The 14,383-nt window shown below is 73.0% G+C and carries 15 protein-coding genes; 7 read left to right on the forward strand and 8 right to left on the reverse strand.

From position 1 onward, the window contains the following. Window positions 1-6 precede the first annotated feature (6 nt). The 4 genes from ACXR2U_RS08180 (at window position 7) to ACXR2U_RS08195 (ending at window position 4,184) form a co-directional block, all read left to right on the forward strand. Complete coding sequence (locus ACXR2U_RS08180; RefSeq protein ID WP_458824534.1) at window positions 7-540, forward strand: TetR/AcrR family transcriptional regulator; 534 nt, start codon at window positions 7-9, stop codon at window positions 538-540. Window positions 541-575: 35 nt separating this feature from the next. Continuing rightward, a complete protein-coding gene (locus ACXR2U_RS08185) occupies window positions 576-1,397 on the forward strand; it encodes an exodeoxyribonuclease III (protein WP_458824477.1) in 822 nt (273 codons plus the stop codon). Between the two features lie 132 nt (window positions 1,398-1,529). Further along, window positions 1,530-3,737 (forward strand): SpoIIE family protein phosphatase, encoded by a 2,208-nt coding sequence (locus ACXR2U_RS08190; protein ID WP_458824478.1) that lies wholly within the window; start codon window positions 1,530-1,532, stop codon window positions 3,735-3,737. 9 nt (window positions 3,738-3,746) lie between these two features. Next, window positions 3,747-4,184: a hypothetical protein gene (locus ACXR2U_RS08195; protein ID WP_458824479.1), complete on the forward strand. Its 438-nt coding sequence runs from the start codon at window positions 3,747-3,749 to the stop codon at window positions 4,182-4,184. A 12-nt stretch (window positions 4,185-4,196) separates the two neighbouring features. Here ACXR2U_RS08195 and mgrA read toward each other — a convergent pair whose 3' ends face one another. The 3 genes from mgrA to ACXR2U_RS08210 form a co-directional block, all read right to left on the reverse strand. Then, window positions 4,197-5,237 carry an L-glyceraldehyde 3-phosphate reductase gene (gene mgrA, locus ACXR2U_RS08200; protein ID WP_458824480.1) on the reverse strand — a complete coding sequence of 347 codons (1,041 nt, stop codon included), beginning with the start codon at window positions 5,235-5,237 and terminating at the stop codon, window positions 4,197-4,199. A 73-nt stretch (window positions 5,238-5,310) separates the two neighbouring features. After that, window positions 5,311-5,691 (reverse strand): nitroreductase family deazaflavin-dependent oxidoreductase, encoded by a 381-nt coding sequence (locus ACXR2U_RS08205; protein WP_458824481.1) that lies wholly within the window; start codon window positions 5,689-5,691, stop codon window positions 5,311-5,313. A 21-nt stretch (window positions 5,692-5,712) separates the two neighbouring features. Further along, entirely contained in the window at window positions 5,713-6,654 is a 942-nt protein-coding gene (locus ACXR2U_RS08210; RefSeq protein WP_458824482.1) for an acyl-ACP desaturase, read from the reverse strand. Window positions 6,655-6,715: 61 nt separating this feature from the next. On the opposite strand from ACXR2U_RS08210, the gene ACXR2U_RS08215 reads away from it, so the two are divergent. From ACXR2U_RS08215 to ACXR2U_RS08225, 3 genes are read left to right on the forward strand one after another with little or no spacing between them, the layout of a single operon-like run. Next, window positions 6,716-7,567, forward strand: a complete 852-nt coding sequence (locus tag ACXR2U_RS08215; protein WP_458824483.1) for an NAD-dependent epimerase/dehydratase family protein — start codon at window positions 6,716-6,718, stop codon at window positions 7,565-7,567. Then, window positions 7,564-8,523 carry an NAD-dependent epimerase/dehydratase family protein gene (locus tag ACXR2U_RS08220; RefSeq protein ID WP_458824484.1) on the forward strand — a complete coding sequence of 320 codons (960 nt, stop codon included), beginning with the start codon at window positions 7,564-7,566 and terminating at the stop codon, window positions 8,521-8,523. The genes ACXR2U_RS08215 and ACXR2U_RS08220 overlap by 4 nt, the downstream gene beginning before the upstream one ends. Then, complete coding sequence (locus ACXR2U_RS08225) at window positions 8,520-9,287, forward strand: SDR family NAD(P)-dependent oxidoreductase (RefSeq protein WP_458824485.1); 768 nt, start codon at window positions 8,520-8,522, stop codon at window positions 9,285-9,287. Before ACXR2U_RS08220 ends, ACXR2U_RS08225 begins: the two co-directional genes overlap by 4 nt. Here the strand turns inward: ACXR2U_RS08225 and ACXR2U_RS08230 are convergent. From ACXR2U_RS08230 to ACXR2U_RS08250, 5 genes are all read right to left on the reverse strand, one after another. After that, on the reverse strand, window positions 9,276-10,175 hold the full coding sequence (locus ACXR2U_RS08230; protein WP_458824486.1) for an NAD-dependent epimerase/dehydratase family protein: 900 nt from the start codon (window positions 10,173-10,175) through the stop codon (window positions 9,276-9,278). The two genes, ACXR2U_RS08225 and ACXR2U_RS08230, sit on opposite strands and share 12 nt — an antisense overlap. A 12-nt stretch (window positions 10,176-10,187) precedes the next feature. Then, window positions 10,188-10,616 (reverse strand): DUF1810 domain-containing protein, encoded by a 429-nt coding sequence (locus ACXR2U_RS08235; RefSeq protein WP_458824487.1) that lies wholly within the window; start codon window positions 10,614-10,616, stop codon window positions 10,188-10,190. A gap of 11 nt (window positions 10,617-10,627) precedes the next feature. Then, window positions 10,628-13,180, reverse strand: coding sequence for a glycosyl hydrolase (locus tag ACXR2U_RS08240; protein WP_458824488.1), 2,553 nt, complete (start codon window positions 13,178-13,180; stop codon window positions 10,628-10,630). A 118-nt stretch (window positions 13,181-13,298) separates the two neighbouring features. Further along, complete coding sequence (locus ACXR2U_RS08245; protein WP_458824489.1) at window positions 13,299-13,913, reverse strand: TetR/AcrR family transcriptional regulator; 615 nt, start codon at window positions 13,911-13,913, stop codon at window positions 13,299-13,301. Between the two features lie 34 nt (window positions 13,914-13,947). Further along, complete coding sequence (locus ACXR2U_RS08250; RefSeq protein WP_458824490.1) at window positions 13,948-14,334, reverse strand: hypothetical protein; 387 nt, start codon at window positions 14,332-14,334, stop codon at window positions 13,948-13,950. Window positions 14,335-14,383 lie beyond the last annotated feature (49 nt).

Here is a 14,383-nt window from a genome sequence, read left to right on the forward strand (position 1 = left end):
GCGGGCCTGGTCACGGCCGGCGCCGCCCTCGCCGACGAGGTCGGCCTGCCCGCACTGACGATGGGCTTGCTGGCCGAGCGCGTCGGCGTCCGCGCCCCCTCGCTGTACAAGCACGTCACCGGCCTCGACGACCTGGTCCGCGGGATCGCCGCGCTCGCGGCCGAGCAGGCGGCGGACGCGGTCGGCGCCGCGATCCAGGGGTACGCGGGGGCGGACGCGCTCGCGGCGGCCGCGCAGGCGTTCCGGGCGTTCGTGGTCGGGCACCCGGGCCGGTACGCCGCCACCGTCGGGCTCGTCCCGACCGGCGCGGACGATCCGTTCCTGGTGGCGAGCGCCCGGCTGATGGACGTGTTCACCGCCGTCCTGCGCGGCTACGACATCGCGCCGTCCGACACCGACCACGCCCTGCGGCTGCTGCGCAGCCTGCTGCACGGCTTCGCCACCCTGCAGGCCGACGGCGGGTTCCAGTGGGCGGCCGACGTCGACGAGAGCTTCGCCTGGCTGGTGGCGTTCACCGACCGGGGACTGCGCGCCCGCTGATCCCGCCCCGTGCGGCGTGCGGGACGATCGGGGCCGTGCGGATCGCGACCTGGAACCTCAACTCGGTGAAGGCCCGGCTCCCCCGGTTGCTGGAGTGGCTCGGCGACCGCCGGCCCGACGTCCTGCTGATGCAGGAGACCAAGGCGACGCAGGAGTCCTGGCCCGCCGCCGAACTCGAGGCGCTCGGCTACGCCAGCGAACACCTGGGCGACGGCCGGTGGAACGGCGTCGCGATCGCCTCGCAGGTCGGCCTCGACGACGTCACCCGGGGGCTGGTCGACCAGCCGCAGTTCGAGGGCGTCACCGAACCGCGCGCGATCGGCGCCACCTGCGGCGGGGTGCGGCTCTGGTCGCTGTACGTCCCCAACGGCCGGACCGTCGGCAGCCCGCACTTCGCGTACAAGCTGGACTTCCTCACCGCCGTCGCCCACCAGGCCCGCCTCGAGCGTGAGGCCCTCGGTGCCGACGCCCCGTACGCCCTGCTCGGCGACTGGAACGTCGCCCCGCACGACGACGACGTCTGGGACATCGCCGCGTTCGACGGCCACACCCACGTCACCCCAGAGGAGCGCGCGGCGCTCACGCGGGTGCGGCACGCGTCCGGCGCCGACGACGACCTGGTCGACCTCGTGCCGCGCGCCTCGGCCGACCCCGACGACGCCCGGCCGCCCTACACGTTCTGGGAGATGCGGATGCTCGGGTTCCAGAAGGGCCGCGGCATGCGCATCGACCTCGCGCTCGCCGACGCCGCGTTCGCCGCGGGCGTCACCGACGTGTGGGTCGACCGCGACGCCCGCAAGGGTCAGGGGCCGTCGGACCACGCCCCGCTCGTGGTGGACGTCGACCTCGGCGGTTGAGACACGGTCCGGCACCCGGTCACGTCCCGGGACGCCGTCGACCCGGCACGGGCCCGCCGTCCGTGGAATGCTGACGCCCGCCGGACACCGGAGGCCCGTGTCAGCACCGCACGGACGGGGGGAGGTGGACGGGTGACGACCGACGCGCGCGGTCCCGACCCGGCCGACTCCCTGCTCGAGACGATGGCGGTGGGCTACGTCCGGCTCGACCCCGACTGGACGATGACCCACGTCAACCTCGCCGGCGAACGGGTCCTCGGACGCCGCGCCGAGGAGCTGGTCGGGCGCAACATGTGGGACGAGTTCCCCGGCGCCCGCGAGCTGGAGTTCGGTCAGGTCTACGGCTCGGTCATGGAGACCCGGGTCGCCCAGAGCATGGAGGCGTTCTACCCCGGCCTCGACAGTTGGTTCGAACTGCGGGTGGAGCCGGTCGCCGGCGGCGGGATCGCCCTGTACTTCCTCGACGTCACGGCCCGCCGCCGAGCGGCCGACCGGCTGGCGGTCCTCGCCCGCCACCGCGAGATCGCGGCCGGGGTGGCGGGGGCGTTGAGCGCCGAACTGGACGTCACCGCGAACGTCGGCACGCTCGCCCGCCTGGTGCTACCGGAACTGGGCACGTGGAGCGTGGTGTCGCTCGTCGAGGACGGCGCGCTGGTCGACGCCGGCACCTGGCACGTCGAACCCGGTCGACGGGACACCGTCGCCCGCTTCGCCGTCGCCCGCCTCGGGGCGGCCCCGTTCGCCCACACGCTGGCCGGTCGCGCGGCCGCCTCCCACGAGGTCGTGGTGGTCGACGACGTCCCTCGGACGGTCCGGGAGCAGATGCCCGCCGGGGAGGCGAGCGACCTGCTCACCGACCTCGCACCGACGGCCTCGCTGCAGGTGCCGATGGTCGCGCGCGGCCGCACGGTCGGGGTGCTCGGCATCTACGGCGACTCCCCGTACACCGCCGAGCAGATCGCCCTGGCGCGCGAGGTCGCCGGCCACGCGGCGTCGGCCCTGGACAACTCGGCGAGCTACGCGAGGGCCCGGGCCGCCCGGGCGGACGCCGAGGCGGCCGGCCGGCGGCTCACGCTGCTCGTGCAGGCCAGCGAGATGCTCGCCTCCGGCGACGACATCGAGGCCGCGGTGGGCCGGCTCGCCCACCTGGTGGTGCCCCAGCTCGCCGACTGGAGCATCGTCACGCTCGTCGACGCCGAGGGTCGCGTCCACGACCCGGGGTTCGCCCACCGCGACGCCGCCGCCGCGCCCGACGTCGGTGCCTACGCCGCCCGCCGGTCCGGCGCGATGACACCGAACTCCCCGCTCGCCACGGTGCTGCGGACCGGCGAGCCGGTGGTCATCACCGACATCGACGCGGACTTCGTCGCCCGCGCGGTCGGCGACGCCGAGGTCGCGGCGCTCACCGAGGTGCTCACCCCCCACGCGGCGGTCGTCGCCCCGCTGACCTCGCACGGCCGGGTGTTCGGTGCGCTCACCCTGGTGACCACGCCGGCCCGCGGGCCGCACACCCCCGCCGAGGTGCAGACGGCCCTGGAGGTCGCAGCCCGTGCCGGGGCGGTGCTCGACGCGGCGTGGTCGGCGGCCCGCATCCGGACCCTGGCGGAGTCGGTCCAACGGAGCATGCTCACCGTCGCCCCGCCGGGCGAGGGCGTGCAGGTCGCCACGCTCTACCGGCCGGCCGATGTCGACCGACAGGTCGGCGGCGACTGGTACGACACCTTCCAGCGGGCCGACGGCGCCACGGTGGTCACCATCGGCGACGTCATGGGCCACGACGTCGCGGCCATCTCGTCCATGGCGCAGCTGCGCACGATCATGCGGGCCACCGCCTGGTCGGTCGACCACTCCCCCGCCGAGGTCCTCGCCACCACCGACGAGATCAGCGCCCACCTCGGCCCGGGCACCTACGCCACCGTGGTCACCGCCCACCTGCACCCCTCGGCCGACGGCACGGTGACGATGCGGTGGGCGAACGCGGGCCACCTCCCGCCGGCCGTGCTCGACCCGGACGGCGTGGTGACGCTGCTGCGCCCGGACGTCGTCGACCCACCGCTCGGGGTCGTCCCCGGGACGGGTCGTGCCACGTACGAGACGGTCGTGACGGAGGGGTCGACGCTGCTGCTCTACACCGACGGCCTCATCGAGCGCCGCGGGGAGGACCTCGAGGCCCGGCTGCTCGAGCTCGCCCGCGTGCTGCGCGATCTCGGCGCGGAGTCCCTCGACACGCTGCTCGACAAGGTGGTCACCGACCTCGCCGCGGTCGGTCAGCGCGACGACGTCGCGCTGCTGGCCGTCCGGGTCGGCGGCGACCGCCCCGCCGGCGAGGAGCGTCACTAGGCTCCGGGCGTGCCCGAATCGCCGCCGCCGTCGACGGTGGTGTGGTTGCGACGCCTGGTGGTCGCGCAGATCGTCATCGCGGTGCTGGCGATCGTGGCCGCCGTGGTGCTCGCCGCGATCGGGTCCAGCCGTGACGAGGAGGTCGTCGGCGGGCTGTCGGTGTTCCTCGCGGTCGGGTTCTCGCTGGTGGCGCTGTTCTTCGTCGCCGTTCTCGCCGTGCCGTTGGTGCTGATCCGCGAGGGCGGGCCGCGCCCGCGCACGCAACGGTTGCTGTGGCTGTCGATCGCGCAGATCGCCGCGGCCGTGCCGGCGTTCCTGTTCGGCGTGACCCTGCTGTTCACCGCGTCGGCCGCCGGGATCGTGCCGCTGGTCGAGGTCGCGGTCGCAGCCGTCGTCGTCGCCCTGGCCACCCGACCCGCGTCCCTGGAGTGGGCGCGGCTCGGGTGACCCGGCGCGGACTCAGGCGGTGCTGGGACCGGCCCAGAGGTTGATGCCGCCGTCGACCGCGTGGACGTCGATGGCGGCGAGCTCCTCGTCGGTGACGGGCGGGCCCGCGACGGCCGCCAGGCTGTCCTCGAGCTGCTGCACCGAGGACGCGCCGATCAACGCCGAGGTCACCCGCTCGTCGCGCAGCACCCAGCTGATCGCGAGCTGCGCGAGGGTCTGACCGCGCCCGGTCGCGATGTCGTTGAGGGCTCGGATGTGACCGAGGTTCTCCTCGCTGAGCAGGTCGGTGTCGAGCGACTTGTTCTCCGACGCGCGTGAGCCCTCGGGGATGCCGTGGAGGTAGCGGTTGGTCAACATCCCTTGTGCGAGCGGGGAGAACGCGATGCAGCCGATCCCCTCCTCGCCGAGGACGTCGAGCAGGCCCTCCTCGACCCACCGGTTCAACATCGAGTACGACGGCTGGTGGATGAGCAGCGGCGTGCCGAGCTCACGCAGGATCGCCACGGCCTGACGCGTCCGTTCCGCCGAGTACGAGGAGATGCCGACGTAGCGGGCCTTGCCGCTGCGGACGGCGAAGTCCAGCGCGCCCATCGTCTCCTCGAGCGGGGTGTCGGGGTCGAAGCGGTGGCTGTAGAAGATGTCGACGTGGTCGAGCCCCATCCGCTCCAGCGACTGGTCGAGGGAGTCGAGCATGTACTTCCGCGAGCCGAACTCGCCGTACGGCCCGGGCCACATGTCCCACCCGGCCTTGGTGGAGATCACCAGTTCGGCGCGGTGCCGGGCGAAGTCCTCCCGGAAGATGCGGCCGAAGTTGATCTCGGCCGTGCCATAGGGCGGGCCGTAGTTGTTGGCGAGGTCGAAGTGGGTGACGCCGAGGTCGAACGCCCGGCGCAGGATGGCCCGCTGGGTCTCGATCGGCTTGTCGTCACCGAAGTTGTGCCAGAGGCCGAGGGAGACGGCGGGCAGCTTCAGCCCGCTGCGTCCGGTCCGGCGGTAGGGCATACGGCCGTCGTAACGGTCGGGGTCGGCGGTGTAGAGGTCGAGCATCGGCATGCCGCCGAGTCTGCCGCCCGTCCCGTCGTGATCCGCACGCAGGGGACCTCGTCCGATCGCCGAGGCCCCGGGTTCAGGACCTCTCGCGGAAGTCGACGAACTGGTTCACGTGGATGCGGCGCAGCACGAGCTTCGCGGGGCCTGAGATCCCGGCCAGGGTGTCGTCGGTGACGAGCCGGGGGTCGGAGAGCTGCCGAGTGCGGCCACGGATGACGACGCTCGCCCCGCCGGCGGCGAGAACGTTCTTGACCCAGTCACTGTCGGCGCCGTAGGTGAGCGCGATGCGCCAACCCTCACCGTGCCGGAAGACGTTGACCGGCGTGCGGAACTCCCGGCCGGACTTGCGGCCCCGGTGCACCAGCAGGCCGAACCCCGGCGCGTGGGGCACGACGTGTCGGGTCAGTCGGTTGAGACCGACCCGGTTCGCGCGCGCGACGGCGCGGGGGATGGGCACGCCTGGACCGTGACTGCGGGGTCAACCCGCGGCGCCGACCTTCGCCGCGGCCTTGGCCCGCTGGGCCTCACGGCGGTCGACGAACTTCGTGGCCTGGGCGTCGAGGTCGGTCATGAACGTGGCCAACTCCTCGCGCGCCTTCTCGCCCTCGGGTCCGAGGTCGGTGCGGTCGAACACCCGCCAGAACTTCAGCACCGGCATGACGACCTCGTCGTGGTGCAGGCGCAGGTCGTAGATGCCGGCCTTGGCGATCGTCGCGGAGTTGCGCAGGAAGTCGGTCATGCCGGCCCCGGGCATCGCGAAGCCGACGACCTCGTCGCGGACGGCCTGCATGGTCTCGTCGGGCGCGACGTCGAACGCCGCGGCGGCGAGGTTGCGGTAGAAGACCATGTGGAGGTTCTCGTCGGTGGCGACGCGGGCGAGCAACCGCTCGATGAGCGGGTCACCCGCGGCGCGGCCGGTGTTGCGGTGGCTCACGCGCGTCGCGAGTTCCTGGAACGAGACGTAGGCGACGGCCTGCAGGATGGTCTTGTCGCCGGAGTCGTAACCGTGGGTCATGTGCTCCATGCGCAGCCGCTCGAGACCGACCGGGTCGACCCCGCGCGTGACCACGAGGTAGTCACGCAGCGCGATGGCGTGCCGGCCCTCCTCGGCCGTCCACTGCCCCACCCACGTGCCCCAGGCACCGTCGCGACCGAAGCGGGTCGCGATCTCCCGGTGGTAGCTGGGCAGGTTGTCCTCGGTGAGCAGGTTGACCACCAGCGCGGTCTTGGCCACCGGGTCCAGGGCGGAGTCCTCGGGCCGCCAGTCCTCGCCCCCCAGGAAGGCGAAGTCCTTGCCCCGGCTCCACGGCACGTAGTCGTGCGGGTGCCACTCCTTGGCCAGGCGCAGGTGGCGGTCGAGGTTCTCGGCCACGACCGGTTCGAGTTCGGTCAGGAGCTTGTCCTGCAGCGACGCGGTCATGCGTCCATCATCCCCGCCCCCACGAGGAGCGAACACCGACCCGGTGGGCAGACTCCTCACCATGCGCATCCTCGTCACCGGAGCCTCCGGCAAGGCCGGCAAGTGGGTGGTCCGGGAACTCGTCGACGCGGGCCACGACGTGCTCGCCACCGACCTCGCCCCGGCTCTGCCGGACTGCCCCGCCCCGTTCACCCGGGCCGACCTCACCGACCACGGTCAGGCCCTGGAACTGCTGGACGGGATGGACGCCGTCGCGCACCTCGCCAACATCCCGGCGCCGCGCCTGTTCGCCTCGGCGCACACGCTCGAGACCAACAACGCCATGAACGGCAACGTCTTCCTCGCCGCGGCCGACCGCAAGCTGCAGAAGGTCGTGTGGGCGAGCAGTGAGACGACCCTCGGGCTGGACTTCGGACCGGACAACCTCCCGGAGTACGCCCCGATCGACGAGGGTCACTTCCCGCACCCCACCACGACGTACTCGCTGTCGAAGGTGGTCGGGGAGACCATGGCGACCCACGTGTCGGAGTGGTCGGGCATCCCGTTCGCCGGGTTGCGGCTGTCGAACGTGATGGACCCGGAGGACTACCGGCTGTTCCCGAGCTACCAGGACGACGCCACGAAGCGCATGTGGAACCTCTGGGGCTACATCGACGGTCGTGACTCCGCCGCCGCCTTCCGCGCGGCGCTGGAGAGCGACCTTCCCGAGGGGGCGTGCGCGGCGATCGTCGCGAACGACGACACCGTCATGGAGCGCCCGTCCGCCGAGCTGCTGGCCGAGGTGTTCCCCTCGGTCCGGCTCACCCGCGAGGTCGGTGAGCACGAGACGCTCCTGGCCAACAGCCGGGCCAGGGAACTGTTCGGCTGGACGCCCACGCACTCCTGGCGCGACGAGGTCGGACGGCGAGTGTGAGCCGGGTCCTCGTCGTCGGTGCGACCGGGCACGTCGGCAGCTGGTTGGTGCCGGACCTGGTCCGCGCGGGCCACGAGGTCGTCGCGTTCGCGCGCGGAACCCGCGAGCCGTACCGCGCCGACGACGCCTGGTCGCAGGTCGAGCGGGTCGTGGTCGACCGTGACGCCCTCGACGCCGACGGCACGTTCGCGGCCACGGTGCTCGAGTACTCCCCCGACGTCGTGGTCGACATGGTGTGCTTCACGCCGGAGTCGGCCACGGCGCTGGTCGAAGGCCTGGCCGGGCGGGTGCAACGCCTGGTCAGCTGCGGCACAGTGTGGGTGCACGGTGCAACGGTCGTCGCGCCGATCCGTGAGTCGGACCCGCGCCGGCCCTACGGCGACTACGGCGTGCAGAAGGCCGCGGTCGAACAGATCGTCCTCGACGCGTCCGACCGCCTGCCCGCCACCGTCCTGCACCCCGGCCACATCAGCGGACCCGGCTGGCACGTGGTCAACCCGGTCGGCAACCTCGACCCGACCGTCTGGCGCACGCTGGCCGCGGGCGAGCCCCTCGCGGTGCCGCTCGACGGCGTCGCGACCATGGTGCACGTGCACGCGGCCGACGTCGCGAGTGCGTTCCTCGCCGCCGTCGACGCTCCGGGTGCGGTCGGTCGGTCGTTCCACGTCGTCGCGGAACGCGCCGCGTCGACGCGCGGCCTGGCCGAAGCCGCCGCCGGCTGGTTCGGTCACGAGGCGGAGCTGCGGCCGGTGACCTGGGAACAGTTCGAGGCGACCACGACGCCGGAGTTCGCCCAGGCGAGCCGCGAACACCTGCAGAGGAGTCACGTCATGAGCATCGAGGCCGCCCGCGAACACCTGGGCTGGTCCCCGCGTTACACCTCGGCCGAGACCCTGCACGACGCTGTGCGCTGGTTGTCCGAGCACGGCGAACTCGAAGGAGTGCACTTCGCATGACCGATGCATCACGCAACGATCGCGGCACGGCCGTCGTCACCGGGGCCAGCAGCGGCATCGGCGAGGCCACCGCACGGCGGCTCGCGGCCGAGGGCTACGACGTCGTCGCCGCGGCGCGCCGGCGCGACCGGCTCGACGCCCTGGCGACCGAGGTGCCGAACATCCGGGCCGTCACCCTCGACGTCACGTCCGACGAGTCCGTGGCGGCCCTCGCGGCTGAACTCGGCGACGTCGCGGTGCTCGTGAACAACGCCGGCGGCGCCCTCGGCCTCGACAAGGTCGAGGACGCCGACCTCGACGAGTGGGAGCGCATGTACGCCACGAACGTCCTCGGCGTCGTACGCGTGACCAAGGCCCTGCTGCCCGCCCTCGAGGCGGGTGCGGGCGGCCACGTGGTCGTGATCGGGTCCACCGCGGGTCACGCCACCTACGAGGGCGGCGCGGGGTACGTCACGGCCAAGCACGGGGCGGCGATCGTGGTGCAGAACCTCCGGTTGGAGCTCAACGGCCGTCCGGTGCGGGTCACCGAGATCGCACCGGGCATGGTCAAGACCGAGGAGTTCTCCCTCAACCGCCTGCACGGCGACACCGACGCGGCCGAGAAGGTCTACGCCGGCGTGGAGCACCCGCTGTCCGCCGACGACGTCGCCGACTGTGTCGCCTTCGCCGTCACCCGCCCGGCTCACGTCGACATCGACCTGCTGGTCGTGCGTCCGATCGCCCAGGCCAGCAACCAGAAGGTCGCCCGCGGGTCAGGCCTGTAGGTCGTACTCCAGGCCTGTCTCGAGTTCGGCCAGCGCCTCGGGCAGCCCGATGCGCGGGGTCCAGCCCCACCCGCGGGCCCGATCGGCGAGCAGGGCCGCGGTCCACGCCGGTTCGTCGTCCCACACCGGGTCGACGCCGACAGCACGGGTGACCGCCTCGAGGTAGTCGCGGATCCGGTCGGACCCCGCGACGACGTTGACTGCGGTGCACGCGCCCTCGGCCGGGCCGTCCGCGCCGAGGGCGAGGTCGGCCGCGAAGATCGCGAGGTCGCCGACGTGCACCCACGCGAAGGTCTTGTCCGGCACGCCGTGCCGGGCCCGCTCGTCGTCGCGCGCGGCGGCCGGGCGCAGGGTGTTCCACACCGAGGTCGGGCCGGGGCCGAGGATCGCGGGCGGGCGCAGCAGCACCCGCGTGAGACCGTCGACGGCCGCGATGGCCGCGTCGGTGTCACGCTTGGTGACGCCGTAGTCGTCGGCGTCGTCGGGCACCAGGGCCGAGTCCTCGTCGACGTCGCCGACGCCCGGCGACCGGTCGTAGACCGCGGCGGTCGACACGTGCACGTGCCGCCCGACCCCGGCCTCGGAGGCGAGCTGGGCGACCTGACCGTTGCCCTCGACACCGATGCGCTCCTGGGTCGCGCGGTCGCTTCCCATCGGGTGCACCGTCGTGACCACGGCGTCGGCGCCCGCAAGGACGCCGGCCGTGAACGCGGCGTCGGTGAACTCGCCGACGTGTTCCTCGAGCCCGGGCAGCTCCGGCGCCGTGCCGGCCCGCCGGACCACGGCCCGGATCTGCGCCCCGCGCTCCGCGAGTTCGGTGCACACCCGGGCGCCGACCAGGCCGTTGGCACCGATGACGACGACGGACGGAGCGGCGGAGGAGGTCACCACCTCACCCTGTCACGCGCCCCGGAGCAGCTCGTCGGTGGCGGGGTCGGCGACCCCGGCGAAGAACCGGTCGAGCACGGCGGCGTACACCGGCTCGTCCGGCACCGCGCGGGCGAACAACGTCATCGACGACCGCAGCTTGACCGCGTCGATCCCGCCGAACACCTCCTCGGCCGTCGTGGTCGCGGGCAGCTCGAGCAGGACCGTTGCACACTGCCGCAATCGGGCACCGAGCACCGGGTGGGCGGCGTACGCGACCGCCTCGTCGAGCGAGGCGATCGCGAACCGCTGGGCGGTGGCGCTGCGGCCGAGGCCCGCGAGCTGCGGGAACACGAACCACATCCAGTGCGAGGTCTTGCGGCCGGCGCGCAGTTCGGCCAGGGCGCGCTCGTGCACGCCGCCGTCCTGGGCGTCGAGGAACCGTTGCAGGGCGTCGGCCACGGCACCGGACGCTACTTGAGCGTGACCTCCCACATCCCGCGGCCGTGGGTCGCGGCGAGCACCGTGGTGGTGCTGCCGGGCATCGTCCGCACGTTGTCGACGACGACGTTGGGCAGGCCCGCGACCCTGGACCACCGGGTCGGCTTGGCCAAGCTGGCCACGAACGCGCCGACGTCGGTGCCGAGCACCAACGAGCCGCCGACCACGGCGAGCCCGTCTCCCGGGGCGTCGGGCAGGTTGCCGCTGATGTTGCGCCAGGTCGAGCCGCCGTCGCGGGACTCGAACACCGTGCCGAGCCCGCCACCCCGGATCCACCGCCGCGAGTAGCCGTTGTAGACCGCGTACACGTGCGCCGGGTTCGAGGGGTCGACCGTCAGGCCGCTGACGTAACGGTTGGGCAGCACCGGGCTCGCGATGCGGTGCCACGTGCCGCCGTAGTTCGTGTCGATGCCGCTGGCGAACGACGGCGACGGGTTCGCGCCCGAGTCGACCCACGACGCGTACGTCGTCACGCCGCTCACGGCCACCGCCGTGCCGACGTCCAGCCCGCCCGCAGCGTCCTTCCCGAACGCGTGCACCGGCGTCCAGTCGCACCGGGTCGAGTCGCACACGGTCGAGAAGCCGGCCCGGCTGTCCCACACCTCCGACCCCGCCGCGACCCAGTGGCTGGTGTCGTGGAGGTCGGCACCGAACGGCGCGGTGAACCGGGCCGACGGGTCGCAGTCGCTCGCAGGGTTGTAGCCGCACATCGGACTGATGGTCGTGAAGCTGTGTCCGCCGTCGGAGGTCCGGTAGACCGCGAGGTTGGTGTACTCCATCGCGGCCTGGTTCGCGTTGGTCGGGTCCACCAGCACCTCGCCACCGTCACCACCGGCGGGCTCGCTCATCTGCGAGGCACCGGAGCGCAGGTAGGAGTTGCCGTTGTCCTGCAGCCCACCCCAGTACCCGACCCCGTTGCGGAGCGCGCCGGCCTGGGCGTCGTAGTACTGCAGGGTGTGCAGCGTGGCGTTGAGGTCGTTCCAGTGGCCGGACCCCGTGAGCGACGCGGACCGGCTGTAGACCCCGCCGTCGTTGCCGATGACGACCCGGCCGTCGGACGACAGCGCGAGGGCGTGCTGGTCGGGGTGGGTGGTCTTCGGGCAGGTGTCGCCGCACGCCAGGCCGTAGTTCCAGTACGGGCTCGCGGTCGTGAACGTCGTGCCGCCGTCGGTGCTGGTGAAGACCTCCTCGAGGCTCACGAACACGTGCAGCGGGTTCCTCGGGTCGACGGCGAGCGCCTGGTTGTACCAGGACTGGATGCCGACGTGGTAGCCGTCGAGGTCCGCGAGCGCCGAGCCGGACGCCCCGAGCTTGTCCGAGTCCGCGATCAACGTCCACGGCCCCGCGGGGTCGCCGTTCGCGGAGACGTACACGCCCTGCAGGTTGGTGTCGTCTCCGCCGAGCAGCTTCTCGGGCGACTGCACGATGGCGTAGAGCCGACTGCCGTCTGCCGCGTACGCGAAGGTCGTGCGGCCGATGTCGGTCGCGTCGACCGCGCCGGAGAGCGTGAGCTTCGACCACGACCCGGCGCCACCACCCAGGGTCGACTCGTAGAAACCGTTGTACGACGACCCGTTGCGCCACCCGAGGGCGGCGACGACGGTGCGACCGCCCGTTCCCGGCTTCACCGCGACGTCGGTGATGAACGAGGTGAGGTAGGGCGAACCGGTCGGGTTGGGGTCGGGCTTCAGCACGAGCGTCCACGCCCCGCTCGAGGAGCCCTCGCTGTGACGCCACAGCCCGGCGTTGGTGGCGTCGTAGACGTGGCCCGCGCCGTCGTCGAGCAGCCGGAAGCTCGTGTGGTCGACCAGTTCCTTGCCACCTACGCGGGCGAACGTCCGCCCACCGTCGGTCGAGCGGTAGACGCCGGTGCCGAGGTAGGAGTCGGAGCTCGTGTTGGCCTCGCCGGTGCCGACCCACAGGTCACCGGTCGGGCCGATCGCGAGCGATCCGATCGACAGCGTCGGCTGACCGTCCCAGATCGAGCGCCACGTCGCGCCGGCGTCGACCGACTTCCACACGCCGCCGTCGGCCGTCCCGGCGTAGTAGGTGGTGCCACGGGTTGCCACGGCGGTGGTGCGGCCGGAGACCAGGCCGAACCCGGCGCCGGCGTTCGACTCGACCGGGTCCTCGTATCCCTTCGGTTCGGCGTCGTACGGCACGTCGGTGATCTCGGACGTCCTCGCCGCCGCCTGCGGCACCGCCGCCGCCTGCGCCCGTGCGGCGAGCAGCGCGGCGGCGGACACGGAGTCGGCCGGTGCACTGCGCTCGTTCGCGTACTGCTCGGCCTGGTCCGCGACCTCGAGCGGGTCACCCTCGCCCTCCTCGCCCCCGCCGTCGGCCGGGCTCACACCCGCCACCGCCCCGGCACGCTTCGCCGGGTCGGCGTGCTGGGCGGCCTGCCGCGCGGCGACGCCGGTGAGCGGAGCGGTGGGCGTCGGGGTCGCGAGGGCGGGCAAGCCGGCGGCGGCGAGGACGAGACCGGTCATCCCGGCGACGAGCCAGGACGTACGGGAGCGGGGCACGGCGTCTCCTGCGGTGGACGACACAGGGGCCCGCGAGGTGTCACGAACCGGACGGATCATCACGCCGCGACGGGTCCGGCCGCGCCGCGCAGACGGGTCGGATCCGGTCAGCGTCGGGTCAGGACCGGACGCCCGCGAGCAGCACGTCGGCGACGGTGTCGGCGTGACTCGTGGCGTCGGCGTCGGGGTGCGCGTCGAGGTAGCCCAACATGCCGTCGACCGCGCCCTGGTACGTCACCGCGAGGACGAGCGGATCGAGGTCCGGCCGGATGTCGCCCTCGGCCTGCCCGCGCCGGAAGATGGCGGCTTGTGCGGCGTAGGCGTCGTCGAAGTCGGTGACGCCGAGACGCAGCGAGCCGTCCTCGCGACGCAGGTTGAGGATGATCTCGTTCATGGCGCGCCGCTCCGCGCCGTGGGTGAGCCGGAGCCCCGCCGCGCCGTGGACGGCGGCGCGGATGACCTCGGGCGCCGGCGCCGTCAGGTCGATCGCGGCGCCGACCGCCTCGAGCAGGGTCTTCAACGTCCGGCGGGCCGTCTGCTCGAACAGGTCGTCGCGGTCCTCGAAGTAGTGCCAGAGCAGACCTTTCGAGATGCCGGCCCGCCGCGCGATGGCGTCGGCGGACGCGCCCCCGAAGCCGTGCTCGGCGAGGACCTCCACGGCGGCGGCGAACAACTGCTCACGCCGTTCGGCGGCGGACAGGCGTTGCCGCGGCCGTGCGGTCGTCCCCGTCATCGCACCCCCGTCGCTCCGCCCACCGCCGCCCTGGTCACCGTCGTACCCGCACCACCCGCGCCACCACCACGCCCATCAGCACCGCGATGCCCAGGCACTCGACCCGCATCCACCCCGGGAACAGCCCCGGCAGCACCGCCTCGACCACGTTGGCGACGACCAGGACGGCACCGATGACGCCGACCGCCCGCCACGCGTCGCGACTGCCCCGGCGGGCAGCTCGCAACCGCAACGGCAGGAGCACCGCGAAGAACGCGACGATCGCGGCGTGGACCCACGCATCCGACGTCGCCTGGCTGGAGCCCGCCGCGGCCAGCAGCGCCAGCGCGACGAGCGTTGCCACGACCACCACCACGTACAGCCCGACCAGCGCGCTGACACGCCGGGTGTCGATCTCCCGCACCTGCATCGTGTTGACCATGCGGTCAACAATATTGACCGACAAGTCAACAAGCAAGGCGGGATGCGGA

The sequence above is a fragment of the Jatrophihabitans sp. YIM 134969 genome (genome assembly GCF_054456675.1).

Coding starts and splice junctions, on each gene's coding strand:
- mgrA (WP_458824480.1), bottom strand. CDS start 5,237: ATGCCGATGCTCGACCTCTACACCGCCGACCCCGACCGTTACGACGGC.
- ACXR2U_RS08210 (WP_458824482.1), bottom strand. CDS start 6,654: ATGACCGCGTCGCTGCAGGACAAGCTCCTGACCGAACTCGAACCGGTC.
- ACXR2U_RS08215 (WP_458824483.1), top strand. CDS start 6,716: ATGCGCATCCTCGTCACCGGAGCCTCCGGCAAGGCCGGCAAGTGGGTG.
- ACXR2U_RS08225 (WP_458824485.1), top strand. CDS start 8,520: ATGACCGATGCATCACGCAACGATCGCGGCACGGCCGTCGTCACCGGG.
- ACXR2U_RS08245 (WP_458824489.1), bottom strand. CDS start 13,913: ATGACGGGGACGACCGCACGGCCGCGGCAACGCCTGTCCGCCGCCGAA.
- ACXR2U_RS08250 (WP_458824490.1), bottom strand. CDS start 14,334: ATGGTCAACACGATGCAGGTGCGGGAGATCGACACCCGGCGTGTCAGC.